General features: G+C 70.7%; 23 protein-coding genes and 1 pseudogene. 12 read left to right on the top strand and 12 right to left on the bottom strand.

The features are described 5' to 3' along the window. Nucleotides 1–59 precede the first annotated feature (59 nt). The 3 genes from EER30_RS36260 to EER30_RS36250 all read right to left on the bottom strand — a co-directional run bounded on the left by EER30_RS36260 (nucleotide 60) and on the right by EER30_RS36250 (nucleotide 2,602). The gene (locus EER30_RS36260) at nucleotides 60–347 is read right to left on the bottom strand and encodes a hypothetical protein (protein WP_205650567.1); all 288 of its coding nucleotides are present in this window, start codon (nucleotides 345–347) and stop codon (nucleotides 60–62) included. Nucleotides 348–548: 201 nt separating this feature from the next. Next, nucleotides 549–2,204 (bottom strand): multicopper oxidase family protein, encoded by a 1,656-nt coding sequence (locus tag EER30_RS36255; protein WP_127505520.1) that lies wholly within the window; start codon nucleotides 2,202–2,204, stop codon nucleotides 549–551. Next, a complete protein-coding gene (locus tag EER30_RS36250) occupies nucleotides 2,201–2,602 on the bottom strand; it encodes a DUF6220 domain-containing protein (RefSeq protein WP_127505518.1) in 402 nt (133 codons plus the stop codon). Before EER30_RS36250 ends, EER30_RS36255 begins: the two co-directional genes overlap by 4 nt. Before the next feature lie 242 nt (nucleotides 2,603–2,844). Between EER30_RS36250 and EER30_RS36245 the strand changes: the two genes are divergently transcribed. The 5 genes and pseudogenes from EER30_RS36245 (at nucleotide 2,845) to EER30_RS36225 (ending at nucleotide 7,865) form a co-directional block, all read left to right on the top strand. Beyond that, nucleotides 2,845–4,023 carry a sensor histidine kinase gene (locus EER30_RS36245; protein WP_240670516.1) on the top strand — a complete coding sequence of 393 codons (1,179 nt, stop codon included), beginning with the start codon at nucleotides 2,845–2,847 and terminating at the stop codon, nucleotides 4,021–4,023. Beyond that, nucleotides 4,020–4,682: a response regulator gene (locus tag EER30_RS36240; protein ID WP_127505514.1), complete on the top strand. Its 663-nt coding sequence runs from the start codon at nucleotides 4,020–4,022 to the stop codon at nucleotides 4,680–4,682. The genes EER30_RS36245 and EER30_RS36240 overlap by 4 nt, the downstream gene beginning before the upstream one ends. A 51-nt stretch (nucleotides 4,683–4,733) precedes the next feature. Further along, a complete protein-coding gene (locus EER30_RS36235) occupies nucleotides 4,734–6,701 on the top strand; it encodes a serine/threonine-protein kinase (RefSeq protein WP_127505512.1) in 1,968 nt (655 codons plus the stop codon). A 35-nt stretch (nucleotides 6,702–6,736) separates the two neighbouring features. Further along, a pseudogene (locus EER30_RS50085) lies at nucleotides 6,737–7,198 on the top strand (phospholipase D-like domain-containing protein); the annotation flags it as partial. Between the two features lie 172 nt (nucleotides 7,199–7,370). After that, a complete protein-coding gene (locus EER30_RS36225; RefSeq protein WP_127505510.1) occupies nucleotides 7,371–7,865 on the top strand; it encodes a phospholipase D-like domain-containing protein in 495 nt (164 codons plus the stop codon). On the opposite strand, the gene EER30_RS36220 is transcribed toward EER30_RS36225, so the two are convergent. Then, a complete protein-coding gene (locus EER30_RS36220) occupies nucleotides 7,792–8,595 on the bottom strand; it encodes an ABC transporter ATP-binding protein (protein WP_127505508.1) in 804 nt (267 codons plus the stop codon). The genes EER30_RS36225 and EER30_RS36220 overlap by 74 nt on opposite strands. A 72-nt stretch (nucleotides 8,596–8,667) precedes the next feature. Here EER30_RS36220 and EER30_RS36215 point away from each other — a divergent pair, with 72 nt between their 5' ends. Continuing rightward, complete coding sequence (locus tag EER30_RS36215) at nucleotides 8,668–9,252, top strand: phosphoesterase PA-phosphatase (RefSeq protein ID WP_240670515.1); 585 nt, start codon at nucleotides 8,668–8,670, stop codon at nucleotides 9,250–9,252. 74 nt (nucleotides 9,253–9,326) lie between these two features. Here the strand turns inward: EER30_RS36215 and EER30_RS36210 are convergent, their stop codons facing one another. Continuing rightward, a complete protein-coding gene (locus EER30_RS36210) occupies nucleotides 9,327–10,493 on the bottom strand; it encodes an RtcB family protein (RefSeq protein WP_127505506.1) in 1,167 nt (388 codons plus the stop codon). Nucleotides 10,494–10,682: 189 nt separating this feature from the next. Between EER30_RS36210 and dacB the strand changes: the two genes are divergently transcribed. The 3 genes from dacB (at nucleotide 10,683) to EER30_RS36195 (ending at nucleotide 14,204) form a co-directional block, all read left to right on the top strand. Then, the gene (gene dacB, locus EER30_RS36205) at nucleotides 10,683–12,209 is read left to right on the top strand and encodes a D-alanyl-D-alanine carboxypeptidase/D-alanyl-D-alanine endopeptidase (RefSeq protein ID WP_127505504.1); all 1,527 of its coding nucleotides are present in this window, start codon (nucleotides 10,683–10,685) and stop codon (nucleotides 12,207–12,209) included. A 9-nt stretch (nucleotides 12,210–12,218) separates the two neighbouring features. Continuing rightward, nucleotides 12,219–13,604, top strand: coding sequence for a serine hydrolase domain-containing protein (locus tag EER30_RS36200; RefSeq protein WP_127505502.1), 1,386 nt, complete (start codon nucleotides 12,219–12,221; stop codon nucleotides 13,602–13,604). Between the two features lie 156 nt (nucleotides 13,605–13,760). Further along, a complete protein-coding gene (locus tag EER30_RS36195; RefSeq protein ID WP_127505501.1) occupies nucleotides 13,761–14,204 on the top strand; it encodes a PH domain-containing protein in 444 nt (147 codons plus the stop codon). 170 nt (nucleotides 14,205–14,374) lie between these two features. Here the strand turns inward: EER30_RS36195 and EER30_RS36190 are convergent, their stop codons facing one another. Then, nucleotides 14,375–19,795: an ATP-binding protein gene (locus EER30_RS36190; RefSeq protein WP_127505498.1), complete on the bottom strand. Its 5,421-nt coding sequence runs from the start codon at nucleotides 19,793–19,795 to the stop codon at nucleotides 14,375–14,377. A 136-nt stretch (nucleotides 19,796–19,931) separates the two neighbouring features. Between EER30_RS36190 and EER30_RS36185 the strand changes: the two genes are divergently transcribed. Beyond that, nucleotides 19,932–20,294, top strand: coding sequence for a response regulator (locus EER30_RS36185; protein ID WP_240670514.1), 363 nt, complete (start codon nucleotides 19,932–19,934; stop codon nucleotides 20,292–20,294). Here the strand turns inward: EER30_RS36185 and EER30_RS36180 are convergent. Continuing rightward, complete coding sequence (locus EER30_RS36180; protein WP_205650575.1) at nucleotides 20,272–20,916, bottom strand: response regulator transcription factor; 645 nt, start codon at nucleotides 20,914–20,916, stop codon at nucleotides 20,272–20,274. The two genes, EER30_RS36185 and EER30_RS36180, sit on opposite strands and share 23 nt — an antisense overlap. A 7-nt stretch (nucleotides 20,917–20,923) precedes the next feature. Here EER30_RS36180 and EER30_RS36175 point away from each other — a divergent pair, with 7 nt between their 5' ends. Further along, on the top strand, nucleotides 20,924–21,277 hold the full coding sequence (locus tag EER30_RS36175; protein ID WP_349290903.1) for a DUF5999 family protein: 354 nt from the start codon (nucleotides 20,924–20,926) through the stop codon (nucleotides 21,275–21,277). Here the strand turns inward: EER30_RS36175 and EER30_RS36170 are convergent. Beyond that, entirely contained in the window at nucleotides 21,274–21,648 is a 375-nt protein-coding gene (locus tag EER30_RS36170) for a winged helix-turn-helix transcriptional regulator (RefSeq protein WP_127505490.1), read from the bottom strand. The genes EER30_RS36175 and EER30_RS36170 overlap by 4 nt on opposite strands. A gap of 102 nt (nucleotides 21,649–21,750) precedes the next feature. On the opposite strand from EER30_RS36170, the gene EER30_RS36165 reads away from it, so the two are divergent. Beyond that, complete coding sequence (locus tag EER30_RS36165) at nucleotides 21,751–22,116, top strand: DoxX family protein (protein WP_127505488.1); 366 nt, start codon at nucleotides 21,751–21,753, stop codon at nucleotides 22,114–22,116. Here the strand turns inward: EER30_RS36165 and EER30_RS36160 are convergent. The 4 genes from EER30_RS36160 to EER30_RS36140 form a co-directional block, all read right to left on the bottom strand. Further along, on the bottom strand, nucleotides 22,066–23,481 hold the full coding sequence (locus tag EER30_RS36160; RefSeq protein WP_240670513.1) for a GAF domain-containing sensor histidine kinase: 1,416 nt from the start codon (nucleotides 23,479–23,481) through the stop codon (nucleotides 22,066–22,068). The two genes, EER30_RS36165 and EER30_RS36160, sit on opposite strands and share 51 nt — an antisense overlap. A 216-nt stretch (nucleotides 23,482–23,697) precedes the next feature. Further along, nucleotides 23,698–24,312: a dihydrofolate reductase family protein gene (locus EER30_RS36150; protein WP_127505484.1), complete on the bottom strand. Its 615-nt coding sequence runs from the start codon at nucleotides 24,310–24,312 to the stop codon at nucleotides 23,698–23,700. Further along, entirely contained in the window at nucleotides 24,312–24,785 is a 474-nt protein-coding gene (locus tag EER30_RS36145; RefSeq protein ID WP_240670512.1) for an SRPBCC family protein, read from the bottom strand. Before EER30_RS36145 ends, EER30_RS36150 begins: the two co-directional genes overlap by 1 nt. Further along, entirely contained in the window at nucleotides 24,785–25,126 is a 342-nt protein-coding gene (locus tag EER30_RS36140) for an ArsR/SmtB family transcription factor (protein WP_127505480.1), read from the bottom strand. The genes EER30_RS36145 and EER30_RS36140 overlap by 1 nt, the downstream gene beginning before the upstream one ends. Nucleotides 25,127–25,152: the final 26 nt, after the last annotated feature.

Below are 25,152 nucleotides of genomic sequence, written 5' to 3'. Positions count from 1 at the left end.
GGTAGCAACCTTACCCTGACGGCCGCGCGGTCAATCGGTGAAGCACGCCACCGTGGCCGTCAAGCGACCAACGCCCAGGCCAGACGGCGGCGGGCGCGACCCCGGCGCGCGTCATACAGCTCTTCGACCAGGCGGCGGGCCCAGCGCATGCGAGGTGCGGCTGACTCGGGGTGGTCGCCGTATTCGCCCGCGACGTCGGCGGCGCAGCCCCGGACCCCGCGGTGGGCGCGCACGGCGATGCGGATCGCCTCTTCCACGGTGTCGTAGGTCGGTTGGCTGCCGGTCGCAAGCCGGCTGGTGAACAAGGCTTCCGCGCGGGCGACGGTCAGGATGGTGGCGGTGGTCATGCAAATCTCCCCCTGGAACGAGTCTCGTATGAAGCTCTCAACGGGTAGACCGAGAAGCGGGTTCGAATTCACCGCCAAAGTAACCGTGAGCTACGACAAATTCTGGTGCGCGACTGCGTTCTTCCGTCGGCGGAGGCGCAGGTCAACGGCAGGTAGCCCACTCGACACGCTAGGTGTGGAGACATTGGTCTACGAAAGCCGTCAATCGACCAAAAGGTGCATCATCATGCCCGCCTCGGCGTGGGGCAGGTTGTGGCAGTGGTTGGCCCACATGCCGGGGTTGTCGGCGACGAACGCGACCTCCCAGACCTCGCCCGGGCGTACGTCGAACGAGTCGAGCCACAGCGGGGTGCCGCTCGCCGCCCGGCCGTCGCGCGACAAAACCAGCACATGGTGGCCGTGCAGGTGCCACGGGTGCACGACCAGCGACCGGTTGACGACGGTGAACTTGACGATCTCGCCCGAGCGGACGACCTGGACGGGGATGTCGGGGTCGGCCGCGCCGTTGACCGTGTGGGCATAGCGCGGCAGCAACCCCCGCAGGTCGAGACCACGATCGAGCACCAGGGTGAAGGAGCGGTCGAACCGCGACCACGGCACCGGGGCCGCCTCGCCGTACCGGAGCGGATCAAGAACCGGCCACGAATCGGTGGCGGCCTCGCCAGTTCCCCAGACCGTCCGGCCGTCCACCTGCAACACCGCCGGACCCGTGAAGGCCAGGTCGTAACGCCCTCCGGCCGCGATCCCCACGGCCGTGTCGACCAGGGAGGCCGGCCCCCGCAGATCGACCCCGTCGATCGCCACCACCCGGAAAGGCGCGCCCGACAAGGCGTACCGGTGGGGATCGCTGTCCGTATTGATCAGACGCAGCCGCACCGAGGTGCCGGGCTTGACGGAAGTCGCCGGCACCGGCACCAATCGGCCCGCGAGAGTGTGGACCGGCACGGCGATGTCGACGCCGGCCACCGGCCCGGCACGGACCACGAGCACCCCGTAGAGGCCCTTGCGAACACCGATGTCCGAGGCCGAATGCGTGTGATACCAGTAGGTCCCGGCCTGATCCGCGCGGAAGCGGTAGACGAACTCCTGCCCCGGCAGGACCGCCTCCTGCGTCACCCCCGGCACCCCGTCCTGACTGTTCGGAACGTCGTAGCCGTGCCAGTGCAGCGTGACGCCCCGCCCGATGTCGCGGTTGCGCAGCGTCACCTCTATGACATCGCCCACCAACGCGTTGATCTCAGGGCCGGGCACCTGCCCGTTGAAGGCCCACACCCCGTCAGCGCCTGCCGCGGCGGTAAGTGTGAACCGCTTGGTCGGCTCGCCCACGCCCGGCGCCGCAACTGCGTGATCATGATGTACGGCGGGGGGAGCGCCCGGCGCGGCGGCGAGCCCGGTCCCGACGACCAGGGCTGCGATCGCCGTCACAGCCGCTGCCCTCGACGACCGCGGCGCCGGGCCCCGCAAGGTGATCGCGCTGGCCGCGGCCACTCCGGCGACCGCCAGCAGGCCCACGCCCGCCGACACCGGGTATCCGTCCAGGACCGTCACGAGCAGACCAGCGCCGGTCGCGTACCCCGCGAAGAGGAACGCGACCCGGCGCCGCAGCACGAGCCCCACCAACGCGGCAAGCGTCAAGGGCCCGGCGATCAGCACCTTCTCGGCGGCGAACCACCACCCGGCCCGGGTGAGCGCGACGACCGTGACCACGCGGGTGACGGTCGCCAGCAGCGCGAGCAGGGCCAGCCCGGCCGTGAGCCGGCGCCGCCCGATGATCGAGGTGGCGCCTGCCCCGAGCCACCCGGCCGTCGCGAGGAGGCCGGCGAGCAGGTCGGCGACGAGCCACGAGCCGGTGGTCACGCCGGTTCCAGCACGGGTCGGGTGAGCCGCGCGGCTCCTCGGGCAACGGCGACCGCGACGTGCACGGCGACGATTCCGTTGACGGCGTGCAGTCCACCGACGACGGACGACGCGACGCCGGTGAACCCGTCAGCCAGCCCGGCGAGCAGCACCTGGAGGATGATCAGCCCGAGCGGCAGAACGGTCAGGGCGACGAGCCGGCCCGGTGCCTTGGACAGAACGGCGAGCAGCGTGGTGGCCAGGGTCAGGGCGGGGAGCACTGCCATGCCCGTGATGCTGTGCAACACGTACGCGTTGTCGTCGCCCGTTTCTGTGAAGGCCCCCACGGCGGCGAAGACGAACTGCAGGCCGAAGACGATGAACAGCGCGTGGCTGACGATGACGAAGGCTTTGCGCACAACGGCGTCCTAACGGTGGGCCGGGAGCTGCCGGTGCACCTCGGCGGTGAGACCGGTCGCCGCTGAGGCTTTTGAAGGGGTGAAGAAGCGGTAGGTCATGGATCCGATGCTCGGCCCGGCGAGGCCGGAAAGCGTCGTGCGGCCGCAGGCATCGGCGAACGCCGGATACTGCGTTCGCGGTATGCCTCATCTACCCCCACAGAAGGATGCAGCTGAGCATTCGGCGGTCCTACAGTGCCCACATGCGCCCGGACCTGCCATACGCCCTCGGGGGCATCGCCCTCGGCGCCGTGCTGCTCGGCAACGCGGCGCTCGCCCCTGACGCCACCGCCGTGCGACCCCTCGACGTGATCCTGGTCCTCGCCATGGCTGCTGCCCTGGCCATGTGCCGCCGCTTCCCGGTGCCGGCGTTGCTCGTGGTGACCGCGGCGATGCTGGCCTTCCACCTGCGCGTGCACGCCGGCGTGGCCGCCTCGTTCCCGGTTCTCCTGGCCGTCTACTTCGCGGCCTGGCGGGGCCATCGCGTGGTAGCCGCTTTGGCCAGTCTTGTCTTTCTCGGCGGCTTCCTGGCCCGCGACGTCGGCACCGCACCCGCCGGCGAGGCCGGTCAACAGCTCGTCGAACGCACGTCGCTGCTGCTGGGCTGGTTCGTGGCCGCCAACGTGGCCGGGCTCGTCGCGCGGCAGCGCCGGGCCTACCTCGAGCAGGTCGAGCAGCGCGCCGCCGAGGCGGAACGCACGCGGGAGGAGGTGGCGCTGCGCCGCGCCGGCGAGGAGCGGCTGCGCATCGCCCGCGATCTGCACGACTCACTGACCCACAGCATCTCGGTGATCAAGGTGCAGGCCGGCATCGCCGTGCACCTGGCCCGCAAACGCGGCGAGGAGCCGGCGGCCGCCCTGCTGGCCATCCAAGAGGCCGGCGGGGCGGCGATGCGCGAGCTCAGGGCCACACTCCAGGTCCTGCGTGCCCCAGACGACGACGCCGGCGAGGTCGGCACGGTCGGGCTGGCCCGGCTCGACGAACTGGCCGAACGCACCCGGGCCGCCGGGGTCCCGGTGCGGATCACCGTGTCGGGCGACCCGTCCGGCCTGCCCGCCGAGGTGGATCAGGCCGGCTACCGCGTGGTGCAGGAGGCGCTCACCAACGTCGCCCGCCACGCCGGCCGGGCCAACACCGAGGTCCGCATCGACTGCATGCCGGCCCAGCTCAGCGTCGTGATCATCGACGACGGCTGGGCCGCGGCGGAAGACCGCACGCCGCGGGACGGACTGGTGACGGCCGGAGTGGGGTTGACCGGGATGCGTGAACGGGTCACCGGGCTGGGCGGCACGCTGAAGGCGGATCGCCAGGACGGGGGCGGATTCGCCGTACGGGCCACGTTCCCGCTCGACAGCTCGGCGCGACACGGTGGCTCCGCGTGATCCGAGTGCTACTCGTCGATGATCAGACGTTGATGCGAGCCGGGTTCCGGGCGTTGTTCGAGTTCGAGGAGGGTTTGGAGGTCGTCGGCGAGGCCGGGGACGGTCGCGAGGCGGTCGAGCTCGCCCGGCAACTGCGGCCCGACGTGGTGCTCATGGACATACAGATGCCGGGCGTCGACGGGATCGAAGCCACCCGCCGCATCAAGGCCGATCCCGCGCTCGCCGGGGTCCGCATCCTGATCCTGACCAACTTCGGGCTCAACCCGTACGTGTTCGCCGCCGTCCGCGCGGGTGCGAGTGGCTTCATGCTCAAGGACGCCGATCCGGAAGAGCTGTTGCGGGGCATCGCCGTCGTGGCCCGCGGTGACTCGCTGCTCTCCCCCGCGGTGACCCGCGCGTTGATCAGTGAGTTCGTCGCCGGCCCGCCGCCGGCCGACCCGGACGCCGGGCGTGACGTGCTGACCGGGCGCGAGCAGGAGGTCGTCGGTCTCGTGGCGCGCGGCATGAGCAACGATGACATCGCCGCGCACATGGTGATCAGCCCGCTGACCGCGAAGACGCACGTCAACCGCGCGATGACGAAGCTGCACTGCCACGACCGCGCCCAGCTCGTCGTGTGGGCGTACGAGTCAGGGCTCATCGCCCCGAGGCGGCGGTGAGTCGTGGTCGCGGCTTTGATCCGCGGCCCGGCCGAGGTAACTTCGCCTCCCGTGACACAGCCCCTGCGACCCGGCGACCCTGAGTTCATCGGCCGCTACCGAACGCGTTCGCGGCTGGGTGAGGGCGGTATGGGCACGGTCTTCCTGGCCGAGGCGCCCGGCGGCCGCCTGGTGGCCGTCAAGGTCATCCGCCCTGAGTACGCGCACGAGCCCGAGTTCCGGGCCCGCTTCCGCAGCGAGGTCAACCGGGCACGGCAGGTGCCGCCCTTCTGCACGGCCGAGGTCCTCGACGCCGACCCCGATGTTCCCTACCTCGTCGTCGAATACGTCGACGGGCCCAGCCTCAGCGACGTCGTGGCCGAGAACGGGCCGCTCACCGGCGGAAATCTGCACGGTGTGGCCGTCGGGGTGGCAACCGCGCTGGCCGCCATCCACGGCGCCGGGGTCATCCACCGCGACCTGAAGCCGCGCAACGTGCTGTTCGCGCTGGGCACACCCAAGGTGATCGACTTCGGGATCGCCCGTCCGCTGGAGCCGACCAGTTTTCACACCCGGGCCGAGGAGGTCGTCGGGACGCTGGCCTACATGGCCCCCGAACGTCTCGACACCGCCGACCGGCCGCTCACGCCCGCGGTCGACGTTTTCGCGTGGGGCGCCGTCGTCGCCTATGCCGGGGCCGGCCGCACCCCGTTCGGCGGGGACACCCCGGCCGTCACCGCTGCGCGCATCCTCACACAGCCGCCGCGGGTCGGCGACCTCCCGCCCTACCTGGCCGAGCTGGTCACGGCCGCCCTGGAGAAGGACCCGGCGAACCGCCCGACCGCGCCTGAGCTGCTCGACCGGCTGCTGGTCCCGGGCGCGCCCGCTCCGCTGCCCGCTCAGTTGCGGCGCGAGGCCGAAGCCGCAGCCAAACAGCCCCGCCCGTCGCGACGTCGCTGGGTGGCCGTCGCCGCCGCGACCGCTACCCTTGTGGCCGCCGGCGCCGGACTGGTCTTCCGGCAGCTCAACGACCCGCAACCCGCCGCGCCCGCGGTCGACTCCAAGCCGCCGGTGGTCGCCGGCCCGAGCATCTTCGACTCGCTGGAGCGCAGCGCGTTCTTCGAGCCGTCCACCGGGGACGACGGTTCGTGCAGTCACCAGCGGGGCCTACGCGTGCGGTCCACCGACTCCATGATGTGCGGGCTCTATTCACGGACGGTCTTCCCGGCGGCCCAGAGCGTCGAGGTGCGGGCGACCCTGTCCACCGCGACCTCCTGCGCCGCGATCTGGTTCCGGGCCACAACCGAGGAGGACGACCGGTTCTCCGACAACTACCGTGTGTCGGTATGCCCCACGGCGGTGAGCCTCACGAGCTCGATCGACGGCCGCGAGACCGTCGTCGCCTCGACCGACCGCCCGACCTCGATCGGCACCGCCCACGAGCTGCGCCTGACCGCCGACGACCGGGAGGCGACTCTGACTGTCGACGGCGCTCCGGCCCTGAAGGGCCCGCTCACCGAGTCGTCGCTGATCAGCGGCCAGGTGCTGTTCGGCGTCGTGGCCCGCCCGGGTGGCCGCGCCGACGTGACGTTCGCCGAGGCACGCTTGCGCTCCGGCGCCACCACCGGCTTCCCCGCCGTGCCCGCCTTCACCAGCGGCGACGCCCAGTTCAGCGCGGGGATCTGGCTGATGTACGACGCCGGGCACATCTCCATCGTCGAACCGACCGACTACCTGCCCGGCGCCGAATACTGCCGCCGCCGAGGGCTGCCCGCCACGTCCCCGGCCTGCGTCGAGAAGACCGTCCCGATCCCCAGCTCGTCCCAGGTGGCCGTACCGATCGCCCGCAAGCCGACCTATCTCGACTACCGTCCCGATCGCGCGAAATGCCTCGACCCGGCCACCCACGCCGGCACCTGCACCGTCCCCTTCGGCGACTTCGTGACCGACATCGGCCCCTCCCCCTTCGCGGCCCTCGTAACGATCCGCGGCGGCGAGGTGGTCCGGGTCGCCCGGATGGCGGTGTCGTCGGGGAACTGACACTGGTTTGCCGTCGCGACGTCCACACTGGTGTCATGGGGCTTGACCTGGGCAGTGTGGAGTTTTACGCGGGGCCGCCCGTGCTCGGTGGGCCGGACGACCTCGACGTGGTCATCCGGGATTTCATCGCCGGGGCCACCGACACGTTGCTGATCGCGGTGCAGGAGCTGGATTCGCGGGCCGTGGCCGAGGCGGTGCTGGCGGCCAAAGCGCGCAAGGTCAGCGTGCAGATCGTCCTTGAGGGCGACTACCTGGTCGAGGATCCGCCGCTCGCCGACCCGTGGAGCCTGAGCGGGGACAACGAGCACAACCGGGTCATTCACTCGGCGCTGCTGCGGGCGGGCGTCGACCTGGTCACCGACCTGAATCCGAAGATCTTCCACCAGAAGTTCATCGTGCGGGATCCGGGCGCGCCGACCGCGGCCATCCTCACCGGGTCGACGAACTTCACGCTGACCGACACCGGGACCAACGCGTCGGGCAACAACCTCAACCACGTGCTGATCCTGCGCGGGCAGACCGCGACCGGCCTCTACCTGCGCGAGTTCGAGCGGCTGCGCAGCGGCACGTTCGGCGAGCTGCGGGAACGCCGCGAGTCGAAGCCCCGCGGCGTTCCGCCTCGGCGGCATCCGGGTCAAGCCGATCTTCGCGCCGCACCAGGGGCCGGAGATGGAGCTCATGAAGCAGATGCTCAAGGCCGAGCACCGCGTCGACTTCGCGATGTTCACCTTCGCCCAGTCCTCCGGCATCGACGACACGATGTTCTGGCTGCTCAAGGCCGGTGTCCCGGTGCGCGGGGTGCTCGACCGCGGCCAGGGCAGCCAGGCGTGGGCAGCCACCGTCCCCCTCAAGGTCAAGGGCGCCGAGTTGTACGAGAACACGCCCGGCAACGGGGTGCGCAAAGTGCATCACAAACTGATGGTCATCGACGAGCGCCTGGTCGTGGCGGGCAGCTTCAACTACACCGCCCCCGCCGCGACCCTCAACGACGAGAACATCGTCGTGCTCGGCGACCTCGAGGAGACCAACCCGGCGGCCGAGGCGGCCCAGCGCTCCCTCGCCGCCTACGTCCTCGCCGAGATCGACCGCATCATCGCGAACCTGTCCCGGCCGGTTGCCGACCAGCACGAGCGGCCCACCGGCCATCCTCCATCGTCACGCTGATCGGATGGTCGAACGCCGCCGACACGTGTGACGTGCTGAGCACGTCGACGGCGGGTCCGGCTGCCACCACGCGGCCGGCCGAGAGCAGCAGGGCGTGCGTGGTGCTGGTGGGCAACTCCTCGAGGTGGTGGGTCACTACGATCGAGGCCAGGCGGGGATGCGTACGGTCGAGAAGGTCTATGGTCTCGAGAAGTTGCTCGCGGGCCGCGACGTCGAGGCCGGTGGAGGGCTCGTCGAGCAGCATCAGGCGTGGGTCGTTGATCAGGGCCCGCGCGACCAGCACCCGCCCCCGCTCGCCCTGCGACAGGGTGGGCCAGCGCTCCTCGGACTGGCCGCCGAGCCCGAACGTGTCGATCAGCGCGAGCGCCCGCTCGACGTCCGCCGGGTCGTGAACGATGCGTGGCGGCGTCTCGATCGACCCGTGCAGACCGGTGAGCACGACATCACGTACGGTCAGGGGCGAACGCAGCGGGTGACGCGGGTTGACGTGCCCGATCGAGCGGCGCAGCTGCTGCAGGTCGACTCGCCCGAGACGATGCCCCAGCACGCTCACGCTGCCCGTGGTCGGAAAAGTCAGCGCGCCGCAGAAGCCGAGGACCGTACTCTTCCCGGCGCCGTTGGGGCCGAGCAGAGCCCAGTGCTCACCCTCACGCACGGTAAAACTGACCCCGTGCAGGATCTGCTTGCCCTCGCGGCGGAAGGTCACGTCCTGTAGTTCCACAACGTTCATAAGGCCCTTAAGGATGCCAGGCGGGCCGGTCCGGTGATCAGTGAGAAGCGCCGCAAAACATAGGGTTCGCTGGTGACCTTCAAGATCCGCTTCGCCCGGGTGCTGACCGAGGTGTTCGCGCCGGGCGTGCTCATCGCCGTGCTGCTGCTGGTGGTCGGCTTCCACGCGGGCAGCCAGCCGGGCGTCTCCCGGTGGTGGGGGGCGCCGGCCGCGTTGTTCGCCGCCGGCATTCCCATGGCGTACGTCGTGAGGGGTGTCCGCCGAGGTCGCCTGACCAGTCATCACATCCCCGAGCGCGAGCACCGCCGGGGCCCGCTGATCTTCGGCACGGTGTCGGTCGCCATCGGCACGGCGGCGCTGGTGCTGCTCGGCGCGCCGCGGGAACTGCTCGCCCTGCTCGCCGCCGGGTGCGCCGGCCTGGTCGTCTTCGGGCTCGTCACGGCGTACTGGAAGATGTCGATCCATGCCGGGGTGGCCGCCGGGACCGTGGCGGTGCTGGTCGCGGTGTGGGGGCCGATCGCGCTGATCGGCCTGCCGTTGGTGCCGCTGATCGGCTGGTCGCGGCTGGTGCTGTCGGCGCACACGCTCGCCCAGGTGGTGGCCGGGTCGACCGTCGGGGCACTGATCGCCGCAACAGTCTTCCCGGCCCTGCGCTGAACCGGCCCCGCTGAACCGGCCCCGCTGAACCGGCCCCGCTGAACCGGCCCCGCTGAACCGGCCCGCGCTGAGCGTCAGTCGCCCTTCACGTTCACGATCTGGCGCAGCGTGTGGCGCACCTCCACCAGGTCGTCGGCGTCCTGCATCACCACGTCGATCGGCTTGTAGGCGCCCGGGATCTCGTCGAGGAACGCGTCGGTGTCGCGGTACTCGATGCCCTTCATCGCCTCGCGGAGCTGGTCGCGGGTGAAGGTCTGGCGCGCCTTCGAACGCGAGAGCTGCCGCCCCGCTCCGTGCGGCGACGAGTTCAGCGCCACCTGGTTGCCCTTGCCGACCACCACGTAGGACGCGTCGCCCATCGACCCCGGGATGAGCCCGGCGCGGCCCTTCTCGGCGTTGATCGCCCCCTTGCGCGAGAGCCACACCTTGCGGCCGAAGTGGGTCTCCTGCTCGGTGTAGTTGTGGTGGCACTGCACCCGCTCGAGCTCGCGGACGTCCCCGCCCACGTAGTCGGCGAAGCAGTCCACGACGCGGTCCATCATCTCGTCGCGGTTGGCCAGCGCGAAGTCCTGGGCCCAGCGCAGCTGCTTGATGTAGGTCCAGAACTCGTCGGTGCCCTCGGCCAGGTAGGCCAGGTCAGGGTCGGGCAGGTCGATCCACCAGCGCTTCATCGCCGCCTGCGCGACCTTGATGTGGTGCGTGGCGATCTTGTTGCCGACGCCGCGCGATCCCGAGTGCAGGAAGAGCCAGACCTGCCCGTTCTCGTCGGCGGTCACCTCGATGAAGTGGTTGCCCGACCCGAGCGTGCCGAGCTGCAGCTCCCAGTTGCCGGCGTAGTGGCCCGGCTCGAACCCGGCCTTCTCGGCCTTCGCCGTGAGCTGCTCGATCCGCTTGTGGGCCGTGTCGGTCACGCTCGTGTTGTAGACGCCCGCGCTGAGCGGGACGGCGTTCTCGATGGCGGTGCGCAGCTTGGCCAGGCCCGGCTTGAGGTCGTCGCGGTGGTACTGCGTGCGCACGGCGGCCATGCCGCAGCCGATGTCGACGCCGACCGCCGCCGGGATGATCGCCCCCATCGTCGGGATGACCGAACCGACCGTCGCGCCCTTGCCCAGGTGCGCGTCGGGCATCAGGGCGATGTGCGGAAAGATGAAGGGCAGGCGGGAGGCTTTCTCGGCCTGGGCCCGGGTCTGGTCTTCGAGCAGGCTCGCCCAGTTCACCAGTCGCTTGTTGATCTTCTCCATCACATCGCTCCTTTCCGTCGTCAGCTCCGCCACGCTAGCCCGTCAAGATCGTTGACGCTCGCGAATTACCGCCCGCGGTCGCCCCGGCCCCCGACCGTCCGCCGCCCCTGGCCTCCCGGCCCCGGCCGCCCGCAGAGGCACGGTCCCACGCCGAGGCCACAGATCCGGCCGCCGATCGTTGATCAAGGCATGATCCGCGTACGAGCCTCCGCCGCAGCCCTCATCGCAGCGCTCACCCTCGTCGCCCCTCCCGCCGTGACCGCTGCCGGCCCGGCCCACGCGGCCCCGGTCGTGCGGGAGCCGGCCGGGATCGGGACGGCGATCGACGACGTGCTGGCCGACCCGGTGTTGGCCGGCTCGCAGGTCGGGGTGGTCGTTGCGGACGCTCGGACGGGAGCGACGGTCGTCGACCGCGGCGGCACGCGGCGGCTGCTGCCCGCGTCCAACGCGAAGCTGTTCACGTCGGCCGCGGCCATGTCGATCCTCGGACCCGGGCACCGCTTCGTGACCGAGGCGCGGGCGTTCGGCGTACGCCGGGGTGGTTCTCTCGACGGTGATCTGCATCTGCGGGGTGAGGGGGATCCGGCGTTGACGCCCGAGGGGCTCGACGCGCTGGCCCGTGACGTGGCCGCGTCCGGGTTGCGCGTGGTCACCGGGGATCTGGTCGCCGACGACACCTCCTTCGACTCGCAGCGACGGGGGTTGGAGTGGGCTTGGGACGACGAGGCTTACTCGGGGGCGGCTCCTGTCTCGGCGCTGACGGTGGCGCCCGACAAGAACTATCTGGCGGCCACGGTGAGCGTCAAGGTATCGCCGTCGCCTGTGGACAACGGCCCGACTCGCATTTCCGTCGAACCGGCCGGGGCACGAATGACCGTCGTCAACGAGGCGATTACGGTCGGGAACGCGACCGCGATCTCCGTGACGCGCGGTCATGGCAGCAACAAGCTGACCGTCACCGGGCAGATCGCGGCGAAGGCACAGTCGGTGATCGAGACGGTGGCCGTGTGGGACGCGACAGCGCTGACGGCGAACGTCTTCGACGCGGCGTTGCGGCGACACGGCGTACGCGTGCACGGCCGGATCGTCACGGGGAAGGCCACACCGGCCGAGGCGGCGCTGGTCGCCCGGCATGCCGGGCCGCCGCTGCGGGAGCTGATGGCGCCGCTGCTCAAGCTCTCGAACAACGTCATGTCCGAGCTGCTGGTGAAGGCGATCGGGCGGCGTGCGGCCGGGGTCGGCTCGTGGGCGGCGGGCACCAATGCCGTCGCCGCCTATCTGGGCGGGCTGGGGCTCGACACCGCGACGATGCGGCAGGTCGACGGGTCGGGGCTCTCGCGGCGCAACCTGGTGCCACCGGCGACGTTCGCACGGTTCCTGATGGCGGTGCGCTCCGAGCCGTGGTTCCCGGTCTGGCAGGCCGCGTTGCCCGTCGCCGGTGATCCCGATCCGATGATCGGCGGCACGCTGCGCAACCGGATGCGCGGCACGGTCGCCGCCGGCAACGTGCGCGCCAAGACCGGAACGCTTACCGGGGCCGCGGCCCTCTCCGGCTATGTGACCGGGCCCGGTGACCGTCCGCTGGTGTTCTCAGCGATCATCAACAACCAACTGTCACCCACGGTCACACCGGTGCTCGATCGGATCGCGATCGCGCTGGCGAGTTGTCCACAGCCGGAGAAAAGGGCCGCGAAAAACCTCGGAGCTTCCTTGTAGGTTCTCGGCATGTCACCGACCCAGCCGGATCTGCTGCCCGAGACCAGCCGAGCCCTGCTCCACCGCCTGGCCACCGCCCAGGTCGGCGCGAGGGCGCCCTCCATGATCGCCGCCGTGGTGCGCGACGGCCGTTCGGTGTGGTCGCAGGGCCGCGGCGACGTCTCCGGCAGCGACGTGCAATACCGCATCGGCTCGATCACCAAGACCTTCGTGACGCTGCTGGTGCTGCGCCTGCGAGACGAGGGCCGGCTCGCCCTCACCGACCGGCTCGACGACCACCTCCCCGGCACGACGGTCGGCGACGCCACGATCGGTTCGCTTCTGGCCCACACCGCGGGCCTGGCCGCCGAGCCGCCCGGCCCGTGGTGGGAACGCTCACCGGGCACGCTGCGGCCCGAGCTGACCGACGTGCTGCAAGACGATCCTCGAGTGCATCCGCCGGGCCGGCGTTTCCACTACTCCAACCCCGGCTTCGCCCTGCTCGGCGCCCTGGTCGAGCGCTTGCGCGGCAAGCCGTGGGCCGAGGTGCTGGCCGACGAGGTGCTCGAGCCGCTCGGCCTGACCCGCACGGGCGTGCGGCCCTCCCCGCCACAGGCGACCGGCTTCGCCGTGCATCCGTGGGCCGACGTGCTGCTGCCCGAGCCGGCGCAGGAGTACGGCGCGATGGCCCCGGCCGGCGTGATGTGGTCCACGGTGGATGACCTGGCCCGGTTCGCCGCGTTCCTGCTCGACGGCGACGAGCGTGTGCTGAGCGCCGACACTCTCGAAGAGATGCGGACGCCCGCTTCCGCGCCCGAGGCCGGCGCGTGGGACGCGAGCTACGGTCTGGGCACTCAGATCCTGCGCCGCGGCGATCGCCTGCTGTCAGGCCACACCGGGTCGGTGCCCGGTTTCCTCGCCTGCGTCTGGGTGAGCCCCGACGACGGGCTCGGCGCGGTGGTGCTGACCAACACCACGGCGGGCGTGCCCATCGGCGGCCTGGGGGCCGACCTGCTCGACATCGTCGCCGATAGCGAACCGCGCATTCCCGCCCCGTGGAAGCCGCTGCCCCACGTCGACCAGGCGGTTCTCGACCTGGCCGGGCCGTGGTTCTGGGGGCCGGCCCCGTTCGTGCTGCGCCCGCTGGCCGACGGGTTCCTCGAGCTGGGCGCGCTGTCGGGCAACGGCCTGGGCACCCGCGTGCGCCCCTCGGGCGACGGCACCTGGGTCGGTCTCACCGGCTACTTCGCCGGTGAGACCCTGCGCTTGCGCCGCGGCACCGACGGCGCGGTGACCCACCTCGACCTGGGCACATTCGTGTTCACCCGGCAGCCCTACGACCCGCCCGCCGTCATCCCCGGCGGCGTCGAGCCCCCGGGCTGGCCGACGTCACAACCGGAGAGGGGGCCGGCCTAGAGAGCTTTCCTGCACCGGGCCTCCAGGGCAGACCTCGACCCCGGAGGCTCTCTGGACGTGGCGGGCGGGCCGATGAGATCACTCGCGCTTCCTAATTGGAGGCCTAGTACGATCCCTCGCGTTTGCGCTCACGAAGAGAACCACGGGGAGACGTCAATGCGTGACAAGGTTCAGACGAAGGCGTTCGAGCAGGTCGCCTCGATGCTGCAGCCGGGTGAGCAGCCGGTCGCAGGCACCCGCGCGGTGGTCGGGAAGTTCGGCGCGAGCCGGCTCGGCACGGCCGTCAAGCAGGGGATCGCGATCGACGCCGGTGGGGCGCTGGCGGCGCTGCTGGTCAAGAACAGCAAGCAGTTCGTGGTCGTGACCACCGACCGTCTGATCTTCCTGTCCCAGACGTTCATGGGCGGCGCCGGCAAGACGGTGCTGGGTGAGATCTCCCGCGACCAGGTGACGCTGGCCGAGGCCAAGATCGGCGTGATGAGTGTGCTGCGGCTGGCGTTCGGCGATGAGGGCGAGGGTATCTCGCTCACCTTCCCGGCCGTCGACAAGCGGAACGCCGAGGCTCTCGCCGCCGCGCTGCGGCCCGTCCCGGCGGCCTGACCGAGGCCGTCACTCCGGGACGACCGGCGGCCCGAGACGACCGGCGGCCCGAGACGACCGGCGGCCCGAGACGACCGGCGGCCCGAGACGACCGGCGGCCCGAGACGACCGGCGGCCCGAGACGACAAAGCCGCCCCAGCGATGCCGGGGCGGCTTTGTTCGGTCGCGGGTCAGCCGCGCGGCGTGCGCAGGGCGGCCGAGATCGCCTCGATGATGCGGGGGCGCATCTCGGCGGCCTTGATGACGGCGTCGACCGAGCCGATCTCGACCGCGCGCTGGATGCTGTGGACGCGGTCGAACTCGGTGGCGACCTCGCCGAGCTTCTCGGTTCGCACCGAGTTGCGCAGCTCGTCGAGTTCGGCGGCCAGCGCGCCCCGGTCGGCGCCCGACGCAACGGCCAGGCGGGCCTCCGCGTCCTGCACGCGCGGGTCGGCGGCCGTGCGGGCGTTGACGTCGCCGGTGAAGACGACCGCAGCCGCGGGGGCTCCGCCCAGCACCGAGGCGAACGAGCCCTCGAGGGCCAGCACCGTCATGTTCGGGTTCAGCCGCTTCGAGAAGACCACGAACGCGCCGCCGTGGTAGCGCGAGATCACGGTGAAGACGATCGGGCCTTCGAAGTTGACGATGGCGCGGCCGATCTCGGCGCCGTACTCGAGCTGCAGTTTGCGCATCGACTCGGGTGAGCCGTCGAAACCGGAGAGGTTCGCCAGCACGACCAGCGGCCGGTTGCCCGACGCGGCGTTGATGGCCCGCGCCGCCTTCTTCGACGAGCGCGGGAACAGCGTGCCCGCCGTGTAGGTGTCGGGGCCGTCGGTGGGCGGAAAGCCGCGCCGTGTCACCGACTTCGACTCGATGCCCAGCAGGCAGACCGGGATGCCGCCGAGGTGCACGTCCTGTACGACAGCGGTCTCCGCGTCGGCCATGCCGGCCCAGCGTTCCAGCACCGCGTGGTCCTGGTCGGCCAGCGCCCGCATCACGACCCGGATATCGAACGGCTTCTTGCGGTCCGGGTTCGCGGCCGCCGAGAAGATCTCGCCAACCGAGGTGAAATCCGTGCCGGGCACGTCGTGCGGGTAGGAGGAGATGTCACGATCGACGGGGTCCGACGACGGTGCCCTCCGCGGCCCCGAAGCACCCGGCAGCACGTACGTGTGCTCGTAGTGGGACATGAGCACGTCGCGGGCCGCGGCCAGGTTCGGCGCCCAGTACTGCGCCTGCCCGTTCGGCCCCATCACCCGGTCGTAGCCGCCGATGCCGAAGTTGTCCTCGGCCGACACACCGCCGGAGAAGTCGAGCGACTGCTTGCCGGTCAGCACCATCGCCGAGTCGGGCGTCATGATCAGCACGCCCTTGGTGTGCATGAGCATCGTCGCTTCGGCGTTCCAGTAGGGCTGGGCGCCGACGTTGATCCCGGCGACCACGATGTTGATCTCGCGGCCTTCCTGGGTGAACTCGACGATCCGCTTGAGAGCGGCGGCGACCCAGTCCATGTTCTCGGTGCCCGAGTCCATCGAGATGCGCGCGCCGGCCGACAGCGCGTACCACTCCAACGGAACGTCCATCGACGCGGCGAGGTCGAGACCCGCGATGACGCGCCGGCACTCCTGCTCGGACAGCGCCCCCAGCGCCTTCGTCGGGTCACCCAGCAGAACGACCCGCGTGATGCCCTCGGGGTAGAGCGGAGTCGTGGTCGTGACCACGCCCGCGACCAGCGCCGCCGTGTTGCGCCCCTTGGGACGGTCCACCGGCACGAGAGCGCCGAGCGCGTCGAGGTCGTACTCCTGGAAGTCGCCCAGCAGGCCCGTCAACTCGTACGGATAGACGGTGTTGCGGGCCGCCGCGCGAAGGACCTTGAGCCGGTAGTTGTCGAGCGGCTCGATCGGCTCGTCGGAGGGCGCGCCGATGGTCAGCGAGGGAGCACCGGTCGCGTCGTTCGAGATGCGCACGGCGATCTTGGTCAGCTTGCCGGTGGCCGGGTCGAGGTGGCGCCCGATGAACTCGATCTCCTCGAGCCCGGCGCCGGTGGCGGTCGGGAGCACCCGGCGGGCCAGCATCTCCATCTCGGAGCGGGTGACGGTGATCGGCGGCCACACGTAGATGACGATCCGGTTGGTGCTGAACCGCTTGTCCGAGGGGCGCTGCGACTGGGCCCGCCGGATCGAGTCGAGGCAGGTCGCGATCGTCTCCTCGGCCGTCGGCAGGGCGACCAGGCGGCCGTCGTGCTCGCGCAGCTCGGTCAGGTCGCGCACCTGGGCGAAGGCCACCAGCCGGTCGTCGTTCGGGTTCTCCCGGGCGACGCAGCGGAACAGGTAGATCTCCTCGTCCGAGGACGGCAGGCGGGTCAGGTCGAACTTGCGGAGCCGTTCGAGCTGCATGCGCTGCGCGATGTACGGGTGCAGGCCGCGGATCAGCCGTTCCTCGGCCAGCCCGGTCGACGACGGACGCCACGTGAAGTGGTGGTGCCCGAGCGCGCCGCCGCGACCCGCGACCGTGGTGGTGAGCCGGCGCACCTGCGTGGGCAGCGGGTGGGCGCTCACGATCTCGTAGAGCGCGGCCGCCATCGCGTCGGAGTCGGCCGGCTGGCCCTCCCACGACAGGTAGATGTCGGCGTCGATCGCGACGTCGCCGGCTAGCGCGGCCAGGCCGTCGAGGGCCGTGCCGAGCTCGTCGAACGCGACCGCGGCCGAGACGATCCACGAGCCGTCGCGCTCGGCGACCAGGAAGTCGCCTTCCGTACGCAGCCCGGTGAGTCCCTTGTTGCCGTAGTAGCGGCGGGTCAGCACCTCGAGCATGACCGAGTTGTCGAGACTGGGCCGCATCAGGCGCTGGCCGAGCACGCGGACCAGCGGTTCGGTGCTGCGCACCATCTCGGCGATGCGGTCGGCGCGGTCGGGCGACTTCGGGTCGAGGTCGAGTTCGCGCAGGTTCTTGCGGACGCCGGTGTAGACGCGGGCCCGGTTGCGCAGCAGCAGCGGCTGGCCGAACCACGAGAACACGACGCCGCGGGCCAGGTCGGCCAGGGCCGGGTAGCGCACCTGGGTGGCCGCGATCAGCCGCTCCAGGGCCAGACCGGACGGTTCGCGCAGGGTGTCGTCCGGCGGCGCCTCCCCCAGCCAGGTGCGCAGCAGGGTCGAAACCACCTTGACGTCGGACGAGGCCCGCTGCTGGGCGAGGAAGATGCGGAAGACCGCCGCCTCGAGCTCGGGCGTACGGTCAAGCTCGTTGACGCCGTAGTGACCGAGCGCCTTGGACAGTCGCGTCTTGAACGACTCGGTGAGCCCGGCCCGCTCGGCGTCGAGGCTCTGCAGGTAGGTGTGGAAGTACTCGCGGGCGCTGTGCACGTGGGTGTCGCCGGGGCCGTCCTCGCCGGCCGGCCGGTTGCGGCTCAGCTCGGCCAGGTCGCTGAAGACCTCGAGCAGCTCGATCTCGCCCACCAGCGTCCGGTCGGCGGAACCCAGGTAGCCGGCGAGCACGCGGCGCTCGTCGACCGGGTCGGTGTCGAAGCCGAGCAGCTGGCTGCGCAGGTCTTCGCGCAGGCGCTCGGCCGACTCGGCCGGCGCGGGCGGCAGGTCGATCTCGACGGACTCGGCGGCCGCCTCGACCTCGGCCTCGGTGTCGCCGATCGGCTCGAGCCGCAGCAGCGCCGCCCCCGAGTCGACCTTGGCGCCGACGGCGACCAGCGACTCCTTCACGCGGGCCTTGAACGGCGCGCGGAGCACGGCCTCCATCTTCATCGCCTCGAGCACGAGCACGGGCGCGCCCGCCTCGACCTCGGCGCCGACCTCGAGCGGGACGGCGATGACCAGCGCCGGCATCGGGGAGCGCAGCACGCCGCCCTCGTCGCGGCTGACCCGGTGGGTGACGCCGTCGACCTCGACCAGGTGGACCGCGCCGTGCGCTCCGGTGAGGACCCGGTGGCGCTCGCCGTTGACCGTGATGCGGCCGGTGTGCTGGTCGAAACGCTCCAGCTCGACGTCGGCGGTGCGAACCTCGTGACCGGCCTCGATGCCGACGCGGAACCGGCGGGCGCCGACCCGGGCGACGCGCACGCGGTAGGTGGCGCCGCGCAGCTTCAGGTCGAGGGGGCGGCCGCTCTCGTGACGCACCTGGGGACGGCCACCGAACGCCGTCGACAGCAGACGCTCCTCCTCGGTGCGTTCCTCCTCCTCGTACGCCTGGATCGCGGCGACGGAGAGCGCGACAGCCGAGTGCTTGTGGGAGACGAGGCGGCCCTCACCCCGTACGCGGTCGATCCACCCCGTGTCGGCCGAACCGTCGATGACCTCGGGCTGGTCGAGCAGGTCGAGCACGAAGCTCTTGTTGGTCGCGCCGCCCTCGATGACGACCGTCGTCTCGGCCATCGCCCGGCGCAGGCGGCCCAGGGCCTCGTCACGGTCCTTCCCGTACGCGATGACCTTGGCGATCATCGAGTCGAAGTCACCCGGAATCGTGTCGCCCTCGCTGACCCCGGTGTCGACGCGGATGCCCGGTCCGGCCGGGAGGTCGAGCCGGGCGATGCGGCCCGGCGAGGGGGCGAAGTCGCGGTCGGGGTCCTCGGCGTTGAGCCGCGCCTCGACGGCGTGCCCACGCTCGGCCGGCGGTTCCCCGGTCAGGCGCCCGCCCGACGCGACGTGCAGCTGAGCCTTGACCAGGTCGAACCCGGTGGTCGACTCGGTGATCGGGTGTTCTACCTGCAGGCGTGTGTTGACCTCGAGGAACGCCAGCAGGTCGTCACCCGGGTGGTAGAGGAACTCGACCGTGGCCGCACCGCGGTAGCCCACCGCGACGGCCAGCCGCTCGGCCGACGCCTTCAGCTCGGCGGCCCGCGCGGGCGGCAGAACGGGCGACGCCGACTCTTCGATGACCTTCTGGTTGCGCCGCTGCACCGAGCAGTCGCGCACGCCCAGGGCCCACGCCGTGCCCTCACCGTCGGCGATGACCTGCACCTCGACGTGGCGGGCGCCGGTGACCAGGCGCTCGAGGAAGACGATGCCGCTGCCGAAGGCGCGCGCGGCCTCCTGGCTGGTGCGCTCGTAGGCGTCGGCGAGCTGGTCGGCGTCGCGCACGACGCGGATGCCCCGGCCGCCACCACCGGCGGTGGCCTTGAGCATCAGCGGGTAGCCGATGGTCTCGGCCGAGGCCAGAGCGGCATCCAGGGTGTCGACCGGGCCGCGGCTCCACGGCGCGATCGGCACGCCGACCTCCTCGGCGATCAGCTTCGAGCCGATCTTGTCGCCGAGCTTGCGCATCGCCTCGGGGCTGGGCCCGATGAAGGTGATGCCGATGCGCTCGCACAGCTCGGCGAAGGCCGGGTCCTCGGCGACGAAGCCCCAGCCGACCCAGGCCGCGTCGGCCCCGGTGTCGACCAGCGCGCGCTCGAGCGCCTTGAGGTCGAGATAGGGCCGGGCGGCGGCCGGGCCCAGGTCGTACGCGATGTCGGCCTCGCGTACGAAGGTCGACCCTCGATCGACGTCGGTGAACAGAGCCACCGTCTCGATCGGGGCCGCCGTCTGCGCGGCCAGCTCACGGACAGCATGGATGAGCCGCATGGCGGCCTCACCACGGTTGACGATGGCGATACGACTGAACACCGGAACGAGTCCCTACCTCACGGAAAGCTTCGACAGGAGACTACAGAAGTGCCACGGCGGGGGGTACGGCGTTCGGCCCCGGGTACTACCGCTAGCAGGAATGTGCGATGCCGAACGACGTGGAAGCCTGGTTCTCGTGACACTGCGATGCCTGCTCGTGGACGACAACGACCACTTCCTCGCCGCTGCCCGCGACCTGCTGGAGCGTGAGGGACTGGTGGTTGCCGGCACCGCGTCCGACATCTCCGGGGCGCTGGGCCGCGCCGGTGAGCTCGCCCCCGACGTCGCCCTGGTCGACATCAACCTGGGCGGCGAGAGCGGCTTCGAACTCGCCCGGCTGCTCTCCCCCACACCTGTGATCATGATCTCCACCCACTCGGGTGACGACTACGCCGACCTGATCGAGGCGAGCTCCGCGATCGGCTTCATCAACAAGATCGAGCTGTCCGCCGTGACCGTGCGGTCACTCGTCGGGGTCACCGAGCCTCAAGGAACGTGAGCACGGCCAGCACCCGGCGGTGATGATCGTCGGTCTCGGGCAGGTTGAGCTTCGACAACACGCTGCGTACGTGCTTCTCGACCGTGCCCTCGGTGATCCACAGCCGGCGGGCGATGCCGGCGTTCGACTGCCCCTCGGCCATCTGGGCCAGCACCTCCCGCTCACGCGCGCTCAGCACGGCCAGCGGGTCGTCGCGCCGCCGGGCGCTGACCAGCTCGGACACCAGCCCCGGGTCGATCACCGAGCCGCCCCCGGCGATCCGCTCGACCGCGGCCAGGAACTCGGTCACGTCGGTGATGCGGCTCTTCAGCAGGTAGCCGATGCGACGCCCACCGGCCAGCAGCTCCATCGCCTGATCGACATCGGCGTACGCCGAGAGCACGAGCACGCCTGTCTCGGGCAGCTCGGCCCGGATCTCCTGCGCCGCCTGCAAACCCTCGGTCGTGTGCGTCGGCGGCATCCGCACGTCGGACACGACCAGGTCAGGCTTGGCCGCCCGCACCAGCCGCATCAGCTCGACGGCGTCCCCGGCCTGACCGGCCACCTCGTGCCCCGCGCCCTCCAGCAGACTGGCGATCCCCGCCCGCAGCAGAACGTCGTCCTCGGCCAGCACCACTCGCAACCCCGTCATGGCCTCGATTATCGCGATACCGGCTACCCGGTATAGAGGGGTGGTGGTGGCCTCGATGTGCGGGCGCTGGTTTTTGACGAGTCTGATTGGCATGTGTACGCACTCCCCTGAGTGCCCACCCATCGATATGCCGGGTTGGGACACCGCAGCGCTGCTGGTCCACCACGAGGACCTGGGCTGGAGCATGTTGTGCAACGGCGCGATCCTCATCGACGCCGCCGTGCAGCCCGCTCCCGCGCCGGTCGTGACCGAGATGCCCGCCCGGGTCGAGCGCACGCGGAGCCGTACGCGGACCCGCAAGGCCGTCCCGGCAGCGACCCGGCGCCGGACTGTCGAGCCCATCGCCGCCTAAGTTCTTTTCCCGTACGCGACCCGGCTGGCCTCGATGTGGGGCACGTGCTCCATCGCCCAGCCGGCCAGCGCGAGCGCGGGCGGCAGCAGGCTCCGGCCGGTGGGGGTCAGCTTGTACTCGACCCGCGGGGGCACCTCGGCGTGCACGGTGCGCGACACCAGCCCGTCACGTTCGAGGTTGCGCAGCGTCAGGGTCAGCATGCGCTGCGAGATGCCGGGGATCTGCTGCCGCAGGTCGGTGAAGCGGACCCGTTTCTCGTCGAGCGTGGCGACCACCAGCAGCGTCCATTTGTTGCAGATCTGGTCGAGGATCGCGCGCAGAGTCTTGCCGCCGTCGCCGCGGATCATGCAGGTGTGCTCGTACTCCGACATTGACAACTCCCTGTGCCTGAGGCACACGAATGTGCCTTTTGTACGCGGTCCGGCAGTGCCCCATGATGTGGCTACTTACGATCAGTAACCATAGGGGCTGACATGCACGTCGCGTACTGGGTCGTCGCCGGACTGCTCGCGGTTTTCTACCTCTACTCGGGCGCGTTGAAAGCTCTGCGCAGCCGAGCCCAGTTGCTCCCCATGATGGCGTGGGTCGACAAAACCCCCATGGCCCTCGTACGGGTCATCGGCGTGCTCGAAATTCTCGGGGCACTCGGTTTGATCCTGCCGCCGCTGACCGGCATCGCGGTGGCGCTCGCGCTCGTCGCCGCGATCGCGCTGGCGCTCCTGCAGGTCGGCGGGATCGTCGTGCACCTGTCGCGGGGTGAGGCGCGGGTCGTCGGGCTGAACGTGGCCCTACTGGTGCTCGCCGGGGTCGCGGCCGGGCTTGCGACCGTGTGGCTGTAGCGGGATCCGGCAGGTCACGGTGGTGCCCTCGCCGACCGGGCTGGTCACGTCGAGGGTGCCACCGAGCGCCTCGATACGGTCCTTGAGGCCGAGCAGCCCGGTGCCGCCGGAGAAGTCGGCCCCGCCGGTGCCGTCGTCATGCACGCGCAGGCGCAGCGAGCTGTCCTCGACGTACGCCTCGATCTCGACCACGGTGGCGCAGGCGTGCTTGACCGCGTTGGTCAGCACCTCGGACGCGACGTAGTAGGCGCCCACCTCGATCGGCTGCGGGAGTCGCTCGTCGAGCCGCACATCGACCTCGACCGGGACCGGGGAGCGGCGGGCCAGGGCGCGCAGGGCCGGCCGCAGCCCGGAGTCGGAGAGCACGGCCGGGTGAATCCCCCGAGACAGCTCCCGCAGCTCGTCGATGACGGTCATGAGGTCGGTGCCGATCTCCGAGACCTCGTCGGCCTTCTCGGCGTTGTGCGCCGCGGTGCGCAGTCGCAGGGCCAGGGCGACCAGGCGCTGCTGGGCGCCGTCGTGCAGGTCGCGCTCGATGCGGCGCCGGGCCTCGTCGGCGGCGGCCACGATGCGGGCCCGGGAGCTGATCAGCTCGGCGCGGCTCTGCGCGTCGGCCACCGAGGTCGCGACCAGCTCGGTGTATTCGCTCATGCGGGCCTCGGTGTCGGCCGGGAGCTGCGACTCGGCCGACCCGACGGCGAACATGCCCCAGAGCCGGCCGTTCACGACGACCGGGACACCGACGGCGGTGGAGTCGACCCGCGACATGCGGCCGGTGTCACGCACCTGCTTGATCAGCGCGGGCGGCACCTCGGGGACGGGCAGACCGGCGCAGGCCAGCTCGGTCGTCGAGCCGTCGAGTTCGTACCGGACGAGGTTGGCGGTGTCGCTGTGCAGGTGGTCGCGGACCTCCCGGGTCACGGCGTCGAAGATCCGCTGGGGTTGCTCGCCCTTGGCGATGAGCAACGCGAGGCGGCGCAGGGAGGCCTGGACCTCGGCCATCTGGCCGCTGGCCCGCTCGGCCGCGACCGCCCGGCGCGCGAACACGGTCGCCACCGTGCCGACGATGACGGCCATGCCGAGGAACGTGGCGAGCACCGTGTAGGCGGCCTCGGAGAGATCACGCAGCGGCGGGAGATAAAACCAGTCGTACGCCAGGATGACCGCCGTGCCGACGGGCAGGGTGAACAGGATGCCGAAGGCCCGAGCGAGCAGCAGCACCACGACCAGCAGCAGGACGGCGAACGGGATGGGGTGGATGTTGTCGCGCGCGAGCGTGCAGACCGCCCGGGACACCTCGAACGACAACACACCCGCGATCGCCGCGATGGCGACCTGTAGTGGGAGGGGAATCCTGGACAGCACGCACCGAGGCTGCCATCGCGGAGCCCCGATGCACAACATTCGTTGCTCGCGAACCGATTCTGACCGCTTGGTGTGACGCAGATCGCTCCGTTTCTCAGATCGCGAAGCTCATGGCCGGCAACGTGCTCGCCACCGCCCCGCTGATCGTCGCGTTCCTGGTGGCCCAGCGGAAATTCATCGCCACGATGACATTCACCGGATTGAAGGGACGAACGCCTACCGTGCGCGTACGGAGTAGGTCAGGTGCGTCACCCGGGACGACGACTCCGAACGCACCTGCTTCAGCGCGACTTTCGACGCGTCCACGCCTTCGAACAAGCGGATCCCGGAGCCGAACAGCACGGGCGACAGGGCGATCGAGAACTCGTCGACCAGGCCGGCGTTCACGTACCGCAGGATCGTCGTGCCGCCGCCCGCGATGCGCACGTCCCGGTCACCGGCGGCCTCGCGAGCCTGGTCGAGCGCGGCCTCGATGCCGTCGTTCACGAAATGGAAGGTGGTTCCGCCCGGCCGTTCCCAGGGGTCACGCTTCTCGTGGGTGACGACGAAGACCGGCGTGTGGAACGGCGCGTCCTCGGGCCACGCATGCTCGCCGGCGTCGAACATTCGCTTGCCCATGACGCTGGCCCCCGTACGCTCGAAGGTCGCTTGCAGGATGTCGTTGTCGCGCCCCTCCTCACCGCCCCCGCCGAGCTTCAGGTTCGCCCGGAAGAACCGCTGCGGGAACACCCACGCCTGCAGTTCCATCCACTGGCGCCCCATCAATTCGTCGGCGGACTCGGGCGCTACGAACCCGTCCAGCGACATCGACACGCTGAAGAACACGGACATCAGTTCTCCGCCCCTTTCCGAAAAGCCTTGATGACGTACGCCGCCAGGTTGCTCAGGGTCTGCCGGCCACCCTCGATCGCCCCGTATTTCTCGACCGCCTGATCGCGCAGCTCCTTGGTCGGGAATACCGTGCGCATCACGACGCGGGTCGTCGCGCCGTCGGGCTCGAACGTCAGGAACGACTCGAAGGCGTTCGGGTCGTCGCGGGACTCACCGTGCAGCAGCGCGATGCGCTCGGGCGGGGCGATCTCGGTCCAGTCGATCCACTCCTGATAGTCGGTGCCGTCCGGGCCGTGCATCACGAAATCCCAGGCGCCGCCCTCGCGGAACTCGAAAGCGCGGGTCGTGGTGGTGAAACCGTGCGGCCCCCACCACTGGGACAGGTGCCTGACCTCGGTGAAGGCCTCGAACACCAGCTCTCGTGGCGCGTCGATCACCCGGGAGATCAGGATTTCCCGATTTTCCTCCGCCATCATTCCCCCTGCCGTGCGTGTTTTAGGTCCTGCACATAGGTGTCCAGGCGGTCGAAGCTTTCGTTCCAGAACTGCTCGAAGCCGCCGACCCATTCGTGGATCGGGCGCAGCCCACGGGCGTCCAGGCCGTAGAGCCGCTGTTTGCCCGCCTTGCGGTCGCGCACCAGGCCCACCTCGCGCAGCACCCGCAGGTGCTTGGACGCGCCCGGCAGGCTCATCCCCAACTCGTGGGCCAGGTCGGTCACAGGGCGTTCACCTGCTCGCAGCAGGGCCAGGATGTCCCGGCGCTGCGGTTCGGCGATCGCGTTGAACGCGTCCGACGTCGTCGCTGCTCGTGCCATGCCGCCACGATAGTTTCCGATATAGG

The organism is Actinoplanes solisilvae, from assembly GCF_003999975.1.
GTDB classification, from domain to species: Bacteria; Actinomycetota; Actinomycetes; order Mycobacteriales; family Micromonosporaceae; genus Actinoplanes; species Actinoplanes solisilvae.
Note: the sequence above shows the minus strand (reverse complement) of the source record. Positions and strands in the feature narration are given on the sequence as shown.

Coding starts and splice junctions, on each gene's coding strand:
- EER30_RS36260 (WP_205650567.1), bottom strand. CDS start 347: ATGACCACCGCCACCATCCTGACCGTCGCCCGCGCGGAAGCCTTGTTC.
- EER30_RS36245 (WP_240670516.1), top strand. CDS start 2,845: ATGCGCCCGGACCTGCCATACGCCCTCGGGGGCATCGCCCTCGGCGCC.
- EER30_RS36225 (WP_127505510.1), top strand. CDS start 7,371: ATGGAGCTCATGAAGCAGATGCTCAAGGCCGAGCACCGCGTCGACTTC.
- EER30_RS36220 (WP_127505508.1), bottom strand. CDS start 8,595: ATGAACGTTGTGGAACTACAGGACGTGACCTTCCGCCGCGAGGGCAAG.
- EER30_RS36210 (WP_127505506.1), bottom strand. CDS start 10,493: ATGGAGAAGATCAACAAGCGACTGGTGAACTGGGCGAGCCTGCTCGAA.
- dacB (WP_127505504.1), top strand. CDS start 10,683: ATGATCCGCGTACGAGCCTCCGCCGCAGCCCTCATCGCAGCGCTCACC.
- EER30_RS36200 (WP_127505502.1), top strand. CDS start 12,219: ATGTCACCGACCCAGCCGGATCTGCTGCCCGAGACCAGCCGAGCCCTG.
- EER30_RS36195 (WP_127505501.1), top strand. CDS start 13,761: ATGCGTGACAAGGTTCAGACGAAGGCGTTCGAGCAGGTCGCCTCGATG.
- EER30_RS36175 (WP_349290903.1), top strand. CDS start 20,924: ATGGCCTCGATTATCGCGATACCGGCTACCCGGTATAGAGGGGTGGTG.
- EER30_RS36170 (WP_127505490.1), bottom strand. CDS start 21,648: ATGTCGGAGTACGAGCACACCTGCATGATCCGCGGCGACGGCGGCAAG.
- EER30_RS36165 (WP_127505488.1), top strand. CDS start 21,751: ATGCACGTCGCGTACTGGGTCGTCGCCGGACTGCTCGCGGTTTTCTAC.
- EER30_RS36150 (WP_127505484.1), bottom strand. CDS start 24,312: ATGTCCGTGTTCTTCAGCGTGTCGATGTCGCTGGACGGGTTCGTAGCG.
- EER30_RS36145 (WP_240670512.1), bottom strand. CDS start 24,785: ATGGCGGAGGAAAATCGGGAAATCCTGATCTCCCGGGTGATCGACGCG.
- EER30_RS36140 (WP_127505480.1), bottom strand. CDS start 25,126: ATGGCACGAGCAGCGACGACGTCGGACGCGTTCAACGCGATCGCCGAA.